Origin of the sequence: Klebsiella spallanzanii, from assembly GCF_902158555.1 — a bacterium.
Lineage (GTDB): Bacteria > Pseudomonadota > Gammaproteobacteria > Enterobacterales > Enterobacteriaceae > Klebsiella > Klebsiella spallanzanii.
This window is the reverse complement of record NZ_CABGGS010000044.1, coordinates 124825-143235: the sequence shown is the minus strand read 5'-3', so window position 1 is coordinate 143235 and position 18411 is coordinate 124825. Positions and strand designations below refer to the sequence as shown.

General features: G+C 47.7%; 16 protein-coding genes and 2 tRNA genes. 8 read left to right on the top strand and 10 right to left on the bottom strand.

Going from position 1 to position 18411, the window contains the following annotated elements; all coding sequences use genetic code 11:
* The first annotated feature begins 137 nt into the window (after positions 1–137).
* From FN082_RS23395 to FN082_RS23385, 3 genes are all read left to right on the top strand, one after another.
* Positions 138–395, top strand: coding sequence for a histidine kinase (locus FN082_RS23395; RefSeq protein WP_142462726.1), 258 nt, complete (start codon positions 138–140; stop codon positions 393–395).
* Between the two features lie 132 nt (positions 396–527).
* Positions 528–1982 (top strand): AMP nucleosidase, encoded by a 1455-nt coding sequence (locus FN082_RS23390; RefSeq protein ID WP_139536404.1) that lies wholly within the window; start codon positions 528–530, stop codon positions 1980–1982.
* 493 nt (positions 1983–2475) lie between these two features.
* Positions 2476–4110: a PucR family transcriptional regulator gene (locus FN082_RS23385; RefSeq protein ID WP_185932147.1), complete on the top strand. Its 1635-nt coding sequence runs from the start codon at positions 2476–2478 to the stop codon at positions 4108–4110.
* On the opposite strand, the gene FN082_RS23380 is transcribed toward FN082_RS23385, so the two are convergent.
* The 7 genes from FN082_RS23380 to FN082_RS23350 form a co-directional block, all read right to left on the bottom strand.
* Positions 4040–5482, bottom strand: a complete 1443-nt coding sequence (locus tag FN082_RS23380; RefSeq protein WP_142982472.1) for a sodium:solute symporter — start codon at positions 5480–5482, stop codon at positions 4040–4042. The two genes, FN082_RS23385 and FN082_RS23380, sit on opposite strands and share 71 nt — an antisense overlap.
* Positions 5483–5609: 127 nt before the next feature.
* The gene (arcC, locus tag FN082_RS23375; RefSeq protein WP_142982471.1) at positions 5610–6560 is read right to left on the bottom strand and encodes a carbamate kinase; all 951 of its coding nucleotides are present in this window, start codon (positions 6558–6560) and stop codon (positions 5610–5612) included.
* 17 nt (positions 6561–6577) lie between these two features.
* The gene (locus FN082_RS23370; RefSeq protein ID WP_142982470.1) at positions 6578–7564 is read right to left on the bottom strand and encodes an NAD(P)-dependent oxidoreductase; all 987 of its coding nucleotides are present in this window, start codon (positions 7562–7564) and stop codon (positions 6578–6580) included.
* Between the two features lies 1 nt (position 7565).
* Positions 7566–8420 carry a dimethylarginine dimethylaminohydrolase family protein gene (locus FN082_RS23365; RefSeq protein WP_139536409.1) on the bottom strand — a complete coding sequence of 285 codons (855 nt, stop codon included), beginning with the start codon at positions 8418–8420 and terminating at the stop codon, positions 7566–7568.
* 24 nt (positions 8421–8444) lie between these two features.
* A complete protein-coding gene (locus tag FN082_RS23360; protein ID WP_142982469.1) occupies positions 8445–9953 on the bottom strand; it encodes a YfcC family protein in 1509 nt (502 codons plus the stop codon).
* 161 nt (positions 9954–10114) lie between these two features.
* A complete protein-coding gene (argF, locus tag FN082_RS23355; RefSeq protein ID WP_139536411.1) occupies positions 10115–11053 on the bottom strand; it encodes an ornithine carbamoyltransferase in 939 nt (312 codons plus the stop codon).
* A gap of 656 nt (positions 11054–11709) precedes the next feature.
* A tRNA-Asn gene (locus FN082_RS23350) sits at positions 11710–11785 on the bottom strand.
* A gap of 6 nt (positions 11786–11791) precedes the next feature.
* Here FN082_RS23350 and FN082_RS30500 point away from each other — a divergent pair.
* The 3 genes from FN082_RS30500 (at position 11792) to FN082_RS23340 (ending at position 13639) form a co-directional block, all read left to right on the top strand.
* Positions 11792–11884, top strand: a complete 93-nt coding sequence (locus tag FN082_RS30500; RefSeq protein ID WP_371336009.1) for a DUF5951 family protein — start codon at positions 11792–11794, stop codon at positions 11882–11884.
* A 95-nt stretch (positions 11885–11979) separates the two neighbouring features.
* Positions 11980–13452, top strand: a complete 1473-nt coding sequence (locus tag FN082_RS23345; protein ID WP_142982468.1) for an EmmdR/YeeO family multidrug/toxin efflux MATE transporter — start codon at positions 11980–11982, stop codon at positions 13450–13452.
* Between the two features lie 111 nt (positions 13453–13563).
* Positions 13564–13639 (top strand) — tRNA-Asn (locus FN082_RS23340).
* Between the two features lie 113 nt (positions 13640–13752).
* On the opposite strand, the gene hxlB is transcribed toward FN082_RS23340, so the two are convergent.
* Genes hxlB through FN082_RS23325 form a run of 3 tightly spaced genes read right to left on the bottom strand, consistent with a single transcriptional unit; the run spans position 13753 to position 16496 of the window.
* The gene (gene hxlB / locus FN082_RS23335) at positions 13753–14319 is read right to left on the bottom strand and encodes a 6-phospho-3-hexuloisomerase (protein WP_139536413.1); all 567 of its coding nucleotides are present in this window, start codon (positions 14317–14319) and stop codon (positions 13753–13755) included.
* Positions 14316–15716, bottom strand: coding sequence for a 3-hexulose-6-phosphate synthase (gene hxlA / locus FN082_RS23330; RefSeq protein ID WP_142982467.1), 1401 nt, complete (start codon positions 15714–15716; stop codon positions 14316–14318). Before hxlA ends, hxlB begins: the two co-directional genes overlap by 4 nt.
* A gap of 21 nt (positions 15717–15737) precedes the next feature.
* Entirely contained in the window at positions 15738–16496 is a 759-nt protein-coding gene (locus tag FN082_RS23325) for a DeoR/GlpR family DNA-binding transcription regulator (protein WP_142982466.1), read from the bottom strand.
* A 317-nt stretch (positions 16497–16813) separates the two neighbouring features.
* Between FN082_RS23325 and FN082_RS23320 the strand changes: the two genes are divergently transcribed.
* A complete protein-coding gene (locus FN082_RS23320) occupies positions 16814–17341 on the top strand; it encodes an RNA polymerase sigma factor (RefSeq protein WP_139536417.1) in 528 nt (175 codons plus the stop codon).
* On the top strand, positions 17338–18375 hold the full coding sequence (locus FN082_RS23315; RefSeq protein WP_142982465.1) for a FecR family protein: 1038 nt from the start codon (positions 17338–17340) through the stop codon (positions 18373–18375). The genes FN082_RS23320 and FN082_RS23315 overlap by 4 nt, the downstream gene beginning before the upstream one ends.
* Positions 18376–18411 lie beyond the last annotated feature (36 nt).

The following is an 18411-nucleotide window of genomic DNA, read 5'->3' as shown; positions in this document are numbered from 1 at the left end:
GAGGGGTTATTACGCAGACCGAATCAGATCCTGCGATTCTCTTTTTAAACATAGACTAAACCAAGCGGCTATTCTTATTGTCAGAAGAGACGTAAAGATTAATTATCGCCGATATTTAACTGCCTGGAGATAAATCAATGGAATGGTGGATCAAGAAACTACGTGAGGCTCCGACGTCTACGTATACCCGCGTGGTCCTGCAAAGCGGTCAGTTAACGATAATCGCCGAACTCACTCTCTGCTGTCGGCGTTTACAGGAAGGGGATAAGCTGACGCCGCTGGCTAACGCCCTGTACAGCATCAACGGCGATAAGAACATTACCGTAAAGGTGATCAACGCCACCCACTTCAGCGCCGAACGCTGGACCGTCGCCGATAATATTACCGCGCATTAAATGGCCTGCCATCGTATCAACTGTTTCTAATCTCAGTACTTTCTTATCTAAACGGCTTAAATACTCCGACGCATATTCCAGTCTGTGACATACTAAGCAAAACGTCAGCAGAGCAGAAAAAAGGAGTAAGTTATGAACCAGAAAGCCGCCAGGCTGACCCCAGAACAGGCGCTTACGCAGCTCGAAGCGCTGTATGAAAAATCGGTCAATGCGCTGCGTAAAGCCATCGGCGAATATATCAACCACAATACTCTGCCCGATAATAGCGCGCGAGCGGAAGGGCTGTTCGTTTACCCGCAGCTGTCGGTCTCCTGGGATGGTGCAGAACATAAAGCCTTAAAAACCCGCGCCTGGGGCCGCTTCACCCATACCGGCTGCTACACCACGACCATTACCAATCCTAAACTGTTTCGCGCCTATCTGCTGGAACAGCTCACCATGCTGTATCAGGATTACGATGCCTGTATTACCGTTGAGCTTTCGCAGCATGAGATCCCCTATCCGTACGTTATTGATGGCTCCGAACTCACGCTCGACCGCTCGATGAGCGCCGGTTTGACCCGCTTTTTCCCGACCACCGAGCTGTCGCAAATTGGCGATGAGACCGCCGATGGTCTGTTCCATTCGACCGAGTATTATCCGCTATCGCACTTCGACGCCCGCCGCGTCGATTTCTCGCTGGCGCGTCTGCGCCACTACACCGGCACGCCGGTTGACCATTTCCAGCCGTATATGCTGTTTACCAACTACACCCGCTACGTCGATGAGTTCGTGCGCTGGGGCTGTAGCCAAATTCTCGATCCCGATAGCCCTTATATCGCCCTCTCCTGCGCAGGCGGGATCTGGATAACAGCGGACACGGAAGCGCCGGAAGAGGCCATTTCCGATTTGGCGTGGAAAAAACACCAGATGCCAGCGTGGCATCTGATCACCAAAGACGGTCAGGGGATCACGTTGATTAATATTGGCGTAGGACCGGCGAATGCCAAAAACATCTGCGACCACCTGGCGGTGCTACGTCCGGACGTCTGGCTGATGATTGGCCACTGCGGCGGCCTGCGTGAAAGCCAGACCATTGGCGACTACGTACTGGCCCACGCCTATCTGCGCGACGACCATGTACTCGATGCGGTACTGCCGCCGGATATCCCGATTCCAAGCATTGCCGAAGTCCAGCGTGCGCTCTACGATGCTACGAAACAGGTTAGCGGTATGCCCGGTGAAGAGGTCAAACAACGGCTGCGTACCGGAACGGTGGTGACCACCGACGATCGTAACTGGGAGCTGCGCTACTCGGCCTCGGCGCTGCGCTTTAACCTCAGCCGCGCGGTGGCTATTGATATGGAAAGCGCCACCATTGCCGCGCAGGGCTATCGTTTCCGCGTCCCTTACGGCACTCTACTGTGCGTCTCCGATAAACCGCTGCACGGCGAAATTAAGCTACCGGGTCAGGCCAACCGCTTCTATGAAGGGGCGATCTCCGAACATTTACAGATTGGCATTCGGGCGATTGACCTGCTGCGTGCCGAGGGCGATCACATGCATTCACGTAAGCTGAGAACCTTCAACGAACCGCCGTTCCGATAGTTCTTACCCTCATGATTGTAACGCGCAAGCAGACAAAATACCGGGTACCTTCAGGCGTTCTGATTTATAAAAGGTACCCGAACTTGTCAAATTCCATTCATCTTCTCCTGCGCCTGAGTCCATTTTGTATATACCCTAAATAATTCAAGTTGCAGGGCAAAACAACTAACCGTTTTGAACAGCGCTTGCGCTGGCCCCTCAGGGATAGGCCGAGTATCTCGCAGCCAACGCACATGCAACTTGAAGTATGACGGGTATAATCACCGACAAGCTATTAACTAACCTATTGCTCACGGATAACAAAATCACGTGACAAACTGCTGTAATGACCAATAGACAACATATCCCACAAAAAATCTTTTCCAACTCCTTATAATACGCTCAAGTTGTATTAAAAACATTCTACTGCAATGTTTCACTTCTGAGAAAATTCGTTCCAGGGCACCGATCAATTCTAAAGAGGTTCATTATGTTTGTTATTCAGGATGTACTCATGATTGGCGGTTTAAATGGAATTCAAATCAGAGCCGGAGCTAGCGGCATTCAACGCGAAGTGACTACGGTCACAATAATGGATATACCTGAGATCGCAGACTGGCTTAAAGGTGGTGAAGTCGTTATTTCTGGCGTGTTATTTGAACAGTATTTCTCTAAAGCAATGGTTGATGCGCTGCGTGCAAAAAATGTTGCTGGTATCATTACTAAAGAAAAATTTACGTTAAAAATCCCGGCATCTGTTTTTTCCTGGTGCGATGAAGTTGGTTTTCCGATCATTTTAGTCCCGGCCAACTATAGCTGGGAAGAGGTTATGAACCCTATATTGAATGCCATTATTCGCAAACCTTACCATATCATAGAGGAGAGCCAAAAAGTTCACTCGGTGCTAATGAATGCGATGATCGATGGTGTTTCCCTGCCAGAAATGTGCTGTCGTTTCCGTGCGATTACCGGCCTAAGTCACGCGATTACTGACAGTGACCTCTATTTGATTGGCGCATCTGACGATATTAACTGGAAACACTATACCAGAGAGCTAAATATTCATCTACTCAAACCCTCTGATCTATGGATGCAAACTCTTGACAATACCAGAATACAAACTTTTTGTTATCGGGAGAAAGTCCTGTCCATACCAGGGAAAAAGCTTTTCTTTTATCCTGTTATTTTAAATCATATAAAATATGGTTATATTATTATCTTGCTGGATGACAATATTATCGAAATACCTGCCAATGAAACTGTCCGTATCCAACAATATGGTTTATTCGTCGCCCTTCATGTAACAAAAATAAGTGAAATCAGCAACGCCACCCGGCGTTTCAATCAGTTAATTATGGAAAGGTTACTTTCGGAAGATGAGCTATCCCAGCAGAATATTGAAACTATGCTGGCGCCTACCGGTAAGAAAATCCACCGCCAGTATATTATTGCACATCTGTTATATGGCAATCCTGGCGATATGAGCTCCATTGAGTTACAAAACAACCGACTCAGTCAATTCCATGATATTCTTAACAAACAAATTAACAACAGTGACCATATTATTACATTTGAAAAATTCAACTCGCAAATTATTCTTATTCCCTGGCCCAATGAAACTTTTGATTCTTTAATGTCCGATATTCGTAAACTTTTCATTCTCACTACCGGATATACAAAAGTCCATATCGGCATCAGTAATCCCGTTGCACTGAAAGATATCAGAATGGGCTTTACTCAAGCGGAACAAACCGTACATTTTTTATCTTCAACAACAAGCACTGTGCCGTATTATAAATACCAGAATCTTGGAATACTGCGTTTCTTTATTGACAAAAGAGAATATATTTCTGATTCTTTTTTAAAGGAAATGCATGATACCTATATCCAGCCCCTGCTTAACTATGATGAAAAACATCGTAGCCGCCTATTTGATACATTAACAATCTGGATTAATAATGATTGTTCAAAAACCAAAACCGAAAAACAACTCTTTATTCATAAAAATACCCTGATCGCCAGGTTAAATACCATTAATAAAATTCTTAACTGTGACGTCAACAGAGCAGAAGACCTCTTCAATGTTCAACTGGCGATGAAGATTTATCTGGCCCTTCAGCTTGGTCATTTCGATAAAAGCGCGATTTAATCTTGTGTTTACTAAAGACATTAATGAAGATATAGATGATCCCCCCTGATAGCATCCCATACAGGATAGGGTAAACCGAAGAGGTCCCTAACAGGAGAAAGAGAAGGGTCACAACCACAAAGCTGCCTCCGAGAGACCAAAGTCCCGATATTGGGCTAAAACGCTTGAAAATAAAGCTGGCCAGCAACGGGATAAATACGCAACCTGAGAGATAGCCATAGCAAATTTTAATCCCCACCAGAACATCACGGATCCATAGTGCGCAAACCATGACGATAATCCCGGTGACAGCGGCAAACAGTCTGGTTGCCCAAACGGCTCTCTTTTCCGTCGGATCTTTATCCAGATAGCGGTGGTAGATATCATTATAAAGAATGGTTGATGACGCCAGAATAGTACCGCTGGCAACAGACATTGTCGCAGCCATCGCGGCGGTAAGTACAATCCCTTTTATTCCCTGAGGAAGAAAGTCTATAACCCCCTGTACAAACGCATTTTGCGGATCGTGGAGCGAAGGCTGTAGGATAAAAACACACATACCGATAATCACCGTCGCAAAAGCATAGAGAATACTATAAATCCCGGCACAGAGCGTCCCTGCTTTCGCAACATGATTATTTTTTGCCGTAAAAATACGCTGCCAGATATCCTGACCAATAATGATACCAGGGATGTATAGCACCAGATAAAGCACAATATCTTCGATACCAATACTGGTGATTGAAAAGTGAGACGGCGGTAATTTACTGACAAATGCGGCCCACCCGCCAACTGCTGAAATACTGAAAATCGGTGCGAGAATGATAAACCCCACCGTTTTTATTATAAATTGTATTACATCAGTTAGCGTCACGGACCACATTCCACCGATGAACGTATAGAGAATAACAACCCCACCACCGGTGACCATTGATAACGTAAAATCCGTATTTAATGTTCCGCTAATGATTTCACCGATCGCAATTACCTGTACCACACATAGCGTGATGGTATAAATTAATGTCAGGATGGTACTAAATATTTTCGCCGCATAACCATAGTTTTCCTCAACAATCTCATTAATACTTAATGCTTTTAACTTTGCCAGTTTCGACGACACCAGCAATCCAGTGATAATAAGCCCAATACCAATACTTAGATTCAACCAAATGCCGCCAAAACCAAACTCATATCCCAGCCGCACACTCCCCACCGTTGAACCACCACCTAACGCAAGAGCTGCCATACAACTAAAAAATATCGGCAAAGAGAGTCGTCTACCCGCAACAAGAAAATCTTCTTTAGAACGGGTAAATTTTAGCGACAATAATCCGACACCCGCAATTCCTAGCAGATAAATGGTAATAAAAAGATAATCAATAATTGTTAGCATAACTGATTCCCTTTATCTCTGGTCTCGGCAGAATAAATTTACTTGCTTCATTGTTCTATAATTGAGAATAAAAAAGTGAAGCACAATACATTTTTATTCTTCAGCACTGAGCTTATTCAATATTACTTCAGGAAAATTCAAAAAATGTACCAGTTTTACCTTCTAACGCCTGTAGTGCCTTGTCCAGTGAAGTAATAATTGCTCGTCGCTTTGGATATCGACGTACAAATTTCAGCGCTGCCTGCACTTTGGGTAACATGCTCCCTGGTGAAAAATGACCTTCTTCTATATATCGGTTAGCTCGTGCTATCGTTAGCCTGGAAAGATCCCGTTGCTGCGGCGTGTTGAAATGTACAGCAACTTTCTCAACCTCAGTCAGAATAAGTAACACATCAGCATCAAGCTCTTCAGCCAGCAGCTCTGCGGCAAAATCTTTATCAATAACGGCGGCGACGCCTTCCAGAGAACCATCGGCATTTTCAATTACCGGGATACCACCACCACCACAGGTTATTACAATCGCGGTATCAGCCATTTTTTTTACCGCATCAATTTCTACTATTCGCTTCGGTAGCGGGGACCCCACCACCCTGCGCCAGCCCCGCCCGGCATCCTCACGCATAATATAACCTTTCTCTCGGGTTAAAATCTCAGCCTCAGACTGGCTATAGAATGGCCCAATAGGCTTGGATGGCGCGAGAAATGCAGGGTCGTCCCGCGCCACTAACACCTGTGTTGCCAGCGTGACGACTTCAGTATTGCAACCTTGTTGGCTGAGAGCATACCTGAGCGACTGCTGCAGGTGGTAACCAATATATCCCTGCGACATAGCGCCACAAACATCAAATGGCATCGGCGGTACAACGTCTCTGGCGGTTTCGCTGGCAAGAATAATTCGTCCTATTTGCGGACCATTGCCATGAACGAGCGTCACATCGTAGCCCTGTAGCCTGATTTCAGCTATGCGCTCACACGTCTGTTTAATTACCGTCAACTGGGCTTCAGCGGTAGGCGCGCTATCTTTGGACTGCAACGCATTCCCCCCCAGCGCAATAACTATTTTTGCTTTATCTGACATGATATCCCCTAAACCACTTAGACCATATTAACCAACCGGAACACATCCTGACGGCGTCCAGTTAAAAAGTTAACGATGTTGTCGCATGAAATTCGCTGGAGATCGGCCATTGATTGCGTTGAATAAAATGCCGAATGCGGAGTAATAATAACGTTAGCCCGTCGGACTAAAGCATGTCCGGCAAGCTGTGGTGTTTCATCACTCAACACATCCAGCCCTGCCCCACGTACCAATCCGCTCTCCAGAGCCTCAACTAATTCAGCTTCATCAACGCTTAACCCCCGCCCTAAATTTAGAAAAATGGGCCTACGTCGCATTTGCGCAAATTCTCTCATGGTGAAGTAAGCAACATTGGAATTTTCCAGGTTCATATGATTAGTAATCACATCGGCCGACTGCCAGATAACCTCCGGCGTAACCATCTCTACCCCAAGGTATTGGGCCCGCTCATGAGAAACTGCAGAATCAACTGCGATAACCCGCATACCTAGTCCTTTCGCTAGCCGGGCCACCTGGCTACCAATTTTGCCCAATCCGAAGATACCCAGAGTTTGCGTCTCAATGCGATCCGGTCGGCATGGAAAGTCATAGCGCCAGCGATTGTTTTGCTCAATATCAAAGGTGTAGGCCTTGAGGTTTTTGTTCAATGCAAGCATCAACGCTATGGTGTGTTCGGCAACGTCTCTGGTGCAATACTCCCCCACAGGGCATATACCTACCCCATGAGCGGTCGCTGAGTTCAGATCGACATTGTCATAACCAGTAGCATTAATAGACACCACGCGCAGATTTTTCGCTCGTTCAAAAAACTGCGCATCAAGGCGAATAAAAGCTGTCAGGAGCGCTTCAGCGTCAGCAAGCAGATCAATAAATTCCTCACGTTTTTCATCTGTATATTCGTAGATGATAATTTCCACATCAGGCAGCCCGGCAGTCAGAATTGTGATTTCATCATCATGCAGAGGCATCATGGAATCTTTATAGTCGCTAATTACAATCTTCATGCTAAGCTTCTCTCATCACCGGGAAAGTCATACAGTGTGGCCCACCGCCCGCTTTCAGGATCTGACACAGATCGACCTCAATAACATCAATCCCCAGCGCCTTCATTCTGCAATTTACGACAGCGTTATTTTTAATCGCCATAACTTTTCCCTGCCCCAGCGCCTGGACGTTACAACCGTGCCTGAAGACCTGGTCGCTCTCTACCGGAATCACAGTGAAATTGCGGCGGTGCAACATTTGCAGGAAGTTATAGGGAAGTTCATGAACGGCAGCCAGACACACCTTTTCAGCTACGATGTTAAATACCATGTCCAGATGCAGATTAGCAGGTGGACAGGGGACGCCGACAACCGTATAGCCAAACTTCTCCAACTGCTCACGCAGGTTGGCAACTCCGGCGTTATCGGTGCGATCTACCAGCCCAAAGGCTAATGTATGTTCGTCGATCATCCAGAAGTCGCCTCCCTCAAAGCAGCCAGCATTGCAACGGGCAACGACCGGAACCCCCAGTTCTTTCAGTCTGGCTTCATATGCCGCCGTTTCCGGCTGACGGGCAGGATGGCGAAAACGACCAATAATCGCGCCTTCTTTGATGCAAGCACCAAAATCGCGGGCAAAGGTCTGTACTTGCATGCTTTTATCCGGGGTCATTTCAACCACTTCAACACCGTTTTCGCGATAAGCGCTAACCAGTTCGAGCCACTCTCTGACCATCAGATCATTTTGCTCGGTTTCACCTTTTTCCATCCAGGTTTTAGTAATTTCATTGATCGCATTAAAAACATAATATTGCGGAGAGCAAACCAGCACTTTTTTTAATCTATTAGTGGCATTAGACACGAATACTTGAGACATAGTGTTGACTCCATTTTTAAATAATTAGAATGTGACTCCACCTATCAAAAATGCACAGGAGACCAGAAACAGCAATATCATAAATTTCCAGTTACTTTTAACCCATTGCCCGTAGCCAATATGCGCAGCCTGAGTACAGGTCATAACCACAATCGACGTCGGCATAATCATTTTTACTAATCCCAGCGCGATGATATATATATCCACCATAATTTCTTCTTTTACACCCGCAAACACGGCAAGAGGCACCATAATCGGCATCGTGGCGGCAGCTAATCCGGTGGAACTGGGAATAAATGAGGCTATAACCAGATAGAAAAGCAGGCACACCACCACAAATACCACTGGGTTAAGACTGCTGAGTGTGACTTCGCCAAAGTGTAAAATCGTAGGCGTAATCGAACCATCATTCATAATAACCTGGATACCACGTGCCAACGGCACAATAAAAGCAGTAGATACTAAAGTGGCGGCACCTTTAATTATTACATTAATAATTTTATCGATATTCATCCCCATGATATACCCGGAGATAATTGTAGATATGATTAACATGGCATTAATTTCATTAAAAAACCATCGACCAAGAGGAACCATATCTTTGCCAAGAATTGTTCCTAGCCAGGGGACACTCACCAGCCACGCCGTGAAGGTTTCGAAGAATGTCCAGTTCGGGTTTAATGAGGACCATGGAATCAGAGAGATAATCATAATACTGAAGGTTGCGCAAAATACCGTCAGAACCTTTTTTTGCGCCTTTGTCAACAACGTTTCGGTATTCTCTGCCAGCGGGAACTCCTGCAAATCCTGTTCCCGACGAAAATGCTGAGGGGATCTATGCGGTTCTTTTTTAATTTTGTCCGCATAGCGGCAGATATATATTGAAACCAGGCCGACAAAAATAATGAACATTAGAATTCGCATGATAATGCCGTTACCAGGGCTAATACCTGCGATACTGGAGGCGATACCTACAGCAAACGGGTTGACAATCGAAGCCAGACAACCCGCCTGGGTTCCCAGGACAACTATCATCACAGCAACCATCGTATCCAGTCCTAAGGCCAGTACGATAGGCAAAAACATCATTAAGTACACAAAACCTTCTTCATATGCCCCCTGAACGGTGCCAAATATCCCCATCACCAGTACTAATAACGAAATCAAAACGTGGTAATTTTTCTGATTCTTAATTGCAATCCGTTTAAGCGCGATTTTGATGGCCCCGGCTTCATCCATCATTTCCAGAAAACTACCGAACAACATGATATTCAGTGAAATAGCAATTGCCCCAGCCACCGACTGATTACCTATCATGCCAATGATCGGAGCCATAAAGATATTCCATAGCCCTTGAGGGTTAGCGATCGATTGTGTATAAGTACCGGCGATAGCACGCCCTTTAGCATCTAACTGATATTGCCCACCGGGAATAACCCAGGTTAATACCGCAACGATGGCAATAATAAAAAAAATGATGACATAGGCATTGGGCGATTTTAATTTTTTCTCAGTTTCGTCTATTGCAGACATACAATGATTCCTTATTATTCGGGCCAGCAATTTCGCTTGCTGCCATATACATAATTGCTGGCTGTAAGGTTACCGTTGACGTCGTTTATAAAAAAGTAATACACGGAAATCATTCAGATAGCTAAGAACATAAATATCCCCCGAACGACAAAACAGTATTACTACAACGCAACAGCTGCGAGGATCCCTTTAATGGAATGCATCCGGTTCTCCCCCTGATCCCACACGACAGATTGTTCGCACTCCATAACTTCATCAGTGACATCAATACCGCGATATGCAGGCAGACAGTGCATAAAAATGGCATCTGACTTGGCTTTCTTCATTGCCTCCGTGGTGACCTGATACGGCTGGAATGCTCTCTTCAAAGCTTCGATTTCATCCGGTGCCTGCCCCATACTGTAATGTGACATGCCATAAACAATATCGGCATCCTTCAATGCAGCGTCAAAGTCATCAGTAAAAACAATGTTGGCTCCACTTACCGCCGCGCGTTTTCGGGTTTCTTCGAGGATATTCGCATCCGGGTGCAGACTGTCCGGACAGGCGATAGACATATCAATTCCCAGCGTAGCGCAGGCTATCATTGTGGTGTAACAAACATTATAGAGGTTACCTGCATAGCAAAGTTTCAGCCCGGGGTAATCACGCTTTTTCTCTTTGATAGTCATCAGGTCAGCAATACCCTGCGTCGGATGGGCCAGCGTCGTCAGGCCATTGATAACCGGGGTATCCATCCATTGAGCGTATTCTTCAACAATTTCATGGCCAAATGTGCGAATAAACAGACCATCATAATAACGGTCAAACATGCGGGCGGTATCTTTCAGTGGTTCACCGCGGCCACTTTGTAATTCATCCGGACGCAGATAGATTGAGGTAATTCCCAGGTCTGCCGCCGCCCGTTGAAAAGCATTGCGGGTTCGGGTGGAGTTCTTTTCAAATAATGCAGCCCACACCTGTCCTTTTAAATATTCATGTGGTTCGCGTGCCACCCATTTACGCTTAAACTCCAGCGACAAGTCCACAACAAATTCAATTTCCTCGCGGTCCATATCCTTGAACGCCAGATAATCCTTTCCCCTCAATCTATTTCTCATGATCTATTTCACCTGTATGTCAGTATTTGGGTTGATTGCCTTACCGTGTAAATATCTACAGGTCTACCATAGGTAATTTCCTATCATGTTGACAATTGGAAATAAGTACGTTTTTAGCAGCGGTAAATTGGACTTATATACAAGGTGTCAGGTGAAGATATCGCGATAATATAAATATGTCGTTTGTGTCTCAGCATGATGTGAGCAAAAGTTGGAGGAAGCTTGATGTCTGAGCAGCTCATAGCCGGTTGTCAGCAAGGGCTCTGATGCCTGGGTGGAATGCAGGTATTAGTGCATACATTTTCCCCTCCCCAATGAAGAGAAAACCCGGCATGCTTCTGGCATGCGCTGAATAACGTGATAGCTGTGCCGTTTTTCAGATACCAGAGGCGTGAACGCCCAAATTGACGAGCAGATTACAGGCCGTGTGAGTCAGCCAGTTTAAAGGATTTATCAGAGGTCCTGGTGCTGCGGATTTTCGCGTCGGACAGGGACATATGATGATCACTCCATTATCGAACTGAAATGACCTCAAATCAGACCACCAGGTTTGCCAGATGCACAGGGAAAACCAGATATGCATCGGGAAAATTTTTACGCTAACTCATTGAATCAAAACGTATAGGGATTCGCCGGAACGCATAAAAGCAGGAATTTGGCTCCTCTGACTGGACTCGAACCAGTGACATACGGATTAACAGTCCGCCGTTCTACCGACTGAACTACAGAGGAATCGTTGTGGAGTCGTATCTTAGCGGCGAAAAAACTTTTGTCAAACATCAATTCATCGTCCTGAGCTTAACTGGCGTATCCATCAACAATTTGTCGTAATTACCGACAATTTATCGGGAAAAATGCTTTGCAGGATGAGCTTTTCTCTATCATCATTTGAAATGTAGTTTCAACTTTTCTCACTAAGGTCTCCCTTGAACGTCACCTCCGCACTACGCCAGTCTGTCGAACGCACATCCTGGTTCAAAAAACGCAAGAGCTATCGCGTCCTCTACTGGCGCGAAATCAGCCCTCTTGCGGTCCCCATTTTGCTGGAAAACGCCTGCGTATTGCTGATGGGCGTGTTGAGTACTTTTTTGGTCAGTTGGCTGGGTAAAGAAGCGATGGCGGGCGTGGGCCTGGCTGATAGCTTCAACATGGTCATTATGTCTTTTTTTGCCGCTATCGACCTCGGGACTACGGTGGTGGTGGCGTTTAGCCTGGGCAAACGTGACCGAAAACGAGCAAGAGCAGCCGCGCGGCAGTCGCTGGCGATCATGACGCTGTTTTCCATCATTCTGGCGGTGGTCATTCATGCTTTTGGTGCAGAAATCATTAACTTTGTCGCGGGAGATGCGACCGCAGAAGTAAAAGGCCTGGCGCTGACCTATCTGGAACTCACGGTGCTGAGCTATCCGGCGGCGGCCATCGCCCTTATCGGTAGCGGGGCGCTGCGTGGGGCAGGGACCACCAAAATTCCGCTACTGATTAACGGCGGGATGAATATCCTTAACATCATTATCAGCAGCATCCTGATTTACGGGATTTTTTCCTGGCCCGGAATGGGGTTCGTTGGCGCGGGGCTTGGGTTAACCATTGCCCGCTATATTGGCGCGGTGGCGACTATTTGGGTGCTGATGATCGGTTTTAACCCAGCGCTGCGGATTTCGCTCAAGAGCTATTTTAAGCCGTTTAACTTCGCCATTATTTGGGAGGTAATGGGCATTGGTATTCCCGCCAGTATTGAATCCGTATTGTTCAACGGTGGTAAGCTGTTGACCCAGATGTTCGTTGCCGGGATGGGGACCAACGTTATTGCCGGTAACTTTATCGCTTTCTCTGTCGCTGCGCTGATCAACCTGCCGGGGAACGCCCTCGGTTCGGCATCGACGATTATTACCGGCAGACGGCTCGGAAAAGGTCAAATCGGCCAGGCTGAGCATCAGGCGTGGCACGTCTTCTGGCTCTCAACCATTATTTTGACGGTGATTGCCTGGGGAACCGCGCCGTTTGCCAGCCTGATAGCCTCGTTCTATACCAGCGAAGACGATGTCAAAGTGGTAGTGAAAGAACTGCTATGGCTAAACGCCTTCTTTATGCCGATCTGGGCGATGGCCTGGACGTTGCCGTGCGCCTTTAAAGGCGCGCGGGACGTGCGCTACACCATGTGGGTATCGATGCTGGGTATGTGGGGCTGTCGCGTGGTGGCGGGTTACACGCTGGGGATTGTGCTCGGAATGGGGGTCATTGGCGTCTGGCTCGGAATGGTGCTCGACTGGGCGGTGCGCGGCGTGCTGTTTTATTGCCGGATGGTCAGCGGACGCTGGCTGTGGAAATATCCGCGAAGTAAGGTGCAGGCCGAAGACACCGGGACACAGGCTGAGGAAACGTCACCCGGCGGTGGGTGAAACGCTACTTTTTGCTCAAAGTGGAGAATTATTCGGCAAACAGTTTGAAATGTGAAAACAGCCTTTGACAAGGTGGGGTGCCATCGATAATATGCGCCCCGTTCACACGATTCCTCTGTAGTTCAGTCGGTAGAACGGCGGACTGTTAATCCGTATGTCACTGGTTCGAGTCCAGTCAGAGGAGCCAAATTTAAGAAGCCTGCTTAGGAAACTAAGCAGGCTTTTTGCTTTTCAGGTAATACCGCGCAGAATCGCCGTGACTACCGCCATCGTGTTCATCAAGCCAAACCGCGACCTGTCTCATTCCAGATTAGCGTGGCGTCCGAACATCATTTCGCTTGTCTGAAGCGTCCGGGGCATTAACGCCATTATCATCGCGTCATAGACCACCAGCGATAATTGCTCAAAACCGGAGCCCATTGGCTGGATACTTGCGCGCTGCGGTTCACCTTCAAGGACTTTCGGCGAAGCGCCTGGCAGCACACAAACCGCATCGGCAAGGTTCGCAATCGTTGATCCCGGAGCCATGGTAATCAGCGCCACCTTGAGATGATTCTTTTTCGCTTTTTGCGACATCGCAACCAGGCTCTGCGTTTCGCCCGACCCCGAACCGATAATTAACAGATCCCCCTCTTTGGCATAAGTCGTGGTCACATCGCCAATAACCTGAACATTGAAACCCAGATGCATCAGGCGATTAGCAAATGCGCGGATAACCAGCCCTGAACGGCCTGCACCCGCGAGAAAAATACGCCGGGCCGCCACAATTTCATCCAGAAATAAGTTAACGCCTTCAGCTTCGATTAAATCCGCGTTGCGCGTCAGTTCGTCAAGGATACCTTTTACGTGCTCAATCACTTCACTCATTGCGCAGCCTCCTTTAGGGCCTCGGCAATCAGTCGCGCTTCGCGCTCGGGATCCTGAGCATTAAGGATGCCGCTGCCGACAATCACGATATCCGGGCGAAACGCCAGGTAGCTCCGAATCGTTTGACTGCTGATGCCACCGGCAACCGCAATTTGCGTTTGTTTAACGTGGCTGCGCAGCTCCGCGAGATCCTGTAGCGGCGTCCTACCACTCGCCTGCTGATCGGCCCCGGTATGTACGGCGATAACATCCACGCCCAGCGCTTCCAGCGTCGGGACGCGAGCGGCAAAATCGGTAACGCAAATCATATCGACCAGAACTTTCTTGCCCTGCTTTTTAGCTTCGTCCACGCAGCCTTTGATAGTCAGGTCGTCCGTTACGGCCAGAACGGTGACATAATCAGCACCGACATCGTAGGCCAGTTTTGCCTCATAGCTGCCAGCATCCATAATTTTGGCATCACACAATACGTCTTTATCAGGAAATGTATTTTTTAACTGCTTAACAGCTTCTCGTCCAGCATCAATAAGAAACGGCGTACCCACTTCAATAATATCGATATCATTAATGCGGCCATCGCCTTCAACAACGGTAATAAATGAGAAACGGGGTTGCGAATAATGGCCTTCGGTTAGCGCTTTCAGGCGCGTTAAGGTATACAAACCCGGCTCATTCCAGTAACGGGTTAATTCACACCCCGCTTCTTCCGTGCTATTGAACCACTGAAAATTTTTGCCATCATCTGGTACCACAACATTATCAATAACCTTATCAATATGGAGATCACGTTCATGACCCGTTGTCGGGTCAACGCGATTGTAATCAAACAAGCGATAAGTCAGGTCCGCATTACGCGAGATATTATAGGTCAGAACATCTTTGCCAATCGCGTGTAACGTTCCGGCGGGGATATCCAGATATCCGTCTTTTTTAGCCGGAATATAGCGGACCAGTTTATCGAATGATTTGCTGGCGCTGAGCTTCTTAAACTCTTCGCGCGATGCGGCATAATGCCCAAAGGCAATACGGCCATCAGCAGGTGTATCCAGAATGACCCATGCCTCCGGCTTGCCGCGAGAGTTGTCGTGCTCCAATGCATACGCATCATCCGGATGGAGCTGTACGGACAGGTCGTCCAGCGGATCGAGAATATTGACCCGAATCGGCAACTGAGCGGTATCACAATTAAACCACTGTGGTTTTTCTCTGTATAACTGTGAAAGCGTTTTGCCCGTACCGCTTACCAGACAGTCAGCCTGTCCCGGCAAAGCAACAACATTATAAACTTCACCAACGGGAGTAATATCTGTTTTATAGCCATAACGTTCTTTCAATCTTTCACCGCCCCATATACGCGGCTCGAAGAAAGGCTCAACTTTTAAAAGTTGCTTCTCCATATTTCACCTCAGATGATTATTTTATGGATGTAACATTTTTAGGGTTTCAGGAAATAATACTTTCTCTTCTTTTTTAAGTGGGCGCTCAATAATAAAAGAATCAAAAGCACTGAAGGATGAATACATATACATCCCGGTCTGTTGAAATTTACTACTATCGGACATTAATACCGACATTTTCGCGCTGCTCATGGCCGTTTCTTTAATATCCAGCTCGCGGAACGATCGTATCGACGGGCCATCACGATGAAATCCATCGCAGGCCATAAAAGCAATATCGACTTTAACCTGCTGAAGAGCTTTTCGCGCCCAGCTGCCGACATAAGAGTAGCTTGCCTGGCGTAATTCCCCGCCGGTCACCAACAGCTGATTAGCCGTATTTTGCAACGTCTGTGCGGCAATCATAGAATTGGTCACAATCGTCAGATCGCGACGCAGGTTCAGCTGTTTTGCCAGCTGCGCCACCGTGGTACCTGAATCAAGAAACACCACTCCACGTTCAGGAATAAGATTTGCCGCCAGCAAAGCAATTTGTGATTTTGCCTCAATCTCCTTCCCTTCCTTTGCGGTGTATGGATTTTCAAGATAGGAGCTGGAGGGAGTGACAAATCCGTGCCCTTTTTCCAGAATCTTCATTTCCTGAAGCCAGGCAATATCTTTACGGACGGTTTCCGTCGTCACGCCCAGCATCTCGGCTAAGTCATTCACTTTGGCATGGCCATGAGAAACGACATGGTTGATAATCCGATTCTTACGGTCATGATCGATTGGCTTAGCCATAACCCATCCGCGATAAAACAAAGAATAACAAAATTATTAATCTTCGATTGCTTATGGGTCAAGGTATTATTAGCTTGGCTTTATACACGAAATTAAAAAAACAAATTAAATATCAATATGATATGACTTTGTTTTAAGTTGGTTTAATTTGGTTTTTGAAATAAGGTGATTAAATACAAGCGGATAAAATTTATCGCGCTTTTCACATTTTTCTTTCTCTGAATGAGAGATTCATCCGATACCCCCACATTTTGCATCTTGATAACGATAACCGTTTTCATTTAAATACAGCCTGTCACTCTTTTATACCCACAGCGATGCACGGTCATCGGGAAGCTACCTTGTCAGCGTTTGAACATTACTATACGGAACTGTTTCGCTTTCTGAGCCGCAAGCTGCGGGACAAACACCTCGCCGAAGAGCTCACCCAGGAGACATTCAGCCGCGCGCTGGCCTCTCAGGTACAGGTTTCCTCACATCGCGGCTTGCTCTACCATATCGCCAGAAATTTACTGGTCGACCGCTATCGCCATCAGAAACAGCCAGGATACCTGCAGGATGCGGCCACGGAGGAGCTTCTGGCGCCGGGTAATGAGCAGCCCGACAACCAATTCGAAAAGCAGCAGTACATCGCCTATATTGTCGCGGCGATTGAGGAGCTACCGCCCCGCTGCCGTGAAGCATTTATCCTGCATCGCATTGATGGTTTGTCGCAAAATGAGGTCGCAGTCAGGATGGGGATTTCAACCAATATGGTAGAAAAACATATCATTCGCGCCATGCTGGCCTGCCGCGCCTGTCGCGATGGCTGGTGTGAAGAGCAGCCTGCAAGGAAGTCCCAATGACACATCATGACAAGCAAGCCATTGCTGAACAGGCTGTCCGCTGGCTGCTCCGCCAGCAGGAGGGGCTGACCCGGGATGAACAGGACAGCTTTCAAATCTGGTTACAGACTCCAGCTCATCGCGTTGAATATGAGGCACTGCGTCCCCTTTGGCATGAAATGGCGGAAATTCCTGCCAGCGCGGTTGCCCATCTGCGCCCGACAACCGGCCGCCGCATCATCTGGCGTCCTGTCGTATGGGGATGCGCGCTGCTGGTGCTGGCGACTCTCCTCTTTTTTCCTTTACGCGACGAGTTTGCCTCGCCGGTCTATAGCGCCAGCTGGCACACAGGGCGCGGAGAAATACGCACGGTGGAGCTTCCGGACGGCAGCACCCTCTCTCTGGACGCCGGTACGCAGCTAACCGTACGCTACTTTGCCCATCGCCGGGAAGTGGTGATGCCGCAGGGCCAGGCTTTCTTTAAAGTGGCTCACAATCCGCAGCAGCCTTTTGAGGTACAGAGCGGGCCGACGCGGGTCACCGTTGTCGGTACCGAATTCAGCGTACGCTATCTGCCACACACCATGAGCGGTGAAGGAACCGAAGTCGCCGTCAGCACTGGGGCGGTGCGCGTTGGTCCACGCAGCAGCTGGCAAAATTACTGGTGGCGCGCCATGCAGCATCTGCATCTTCCTCAGGCAGGTCGTCACCTGGCCGTTCTTCGCGCCTCACAACGGGCAATCAGCGATAAGCAGGGTCAGTTAGTTTCGCAGACGATGTTGCCAACGGAAAGCATTGCCGCCTGGCGCGAAGAGCGCATTGTACTGGATGACACCAGGCTGGATATGGCGCTGGCGGAATTTGCCCGTTACACCGACGTTCCCCTAAAACTGGACTCTCCCGCCGTTGCGGCCCTGCGGGTCAGCGGCAGTTTTGACACCAGTCGAGTTGAGAGCTTTGCCAAAGCGCTGCCGCGCGTGCTGCCGGTAAAAATAAAAAACGTTGAAAATCAATCCACTATTTTTTTACTTAACGCAGCGCAAAAAAATAATTAAAAAAGACGTCAGGGTTTTCCCTCGCGTCCCGTCTTC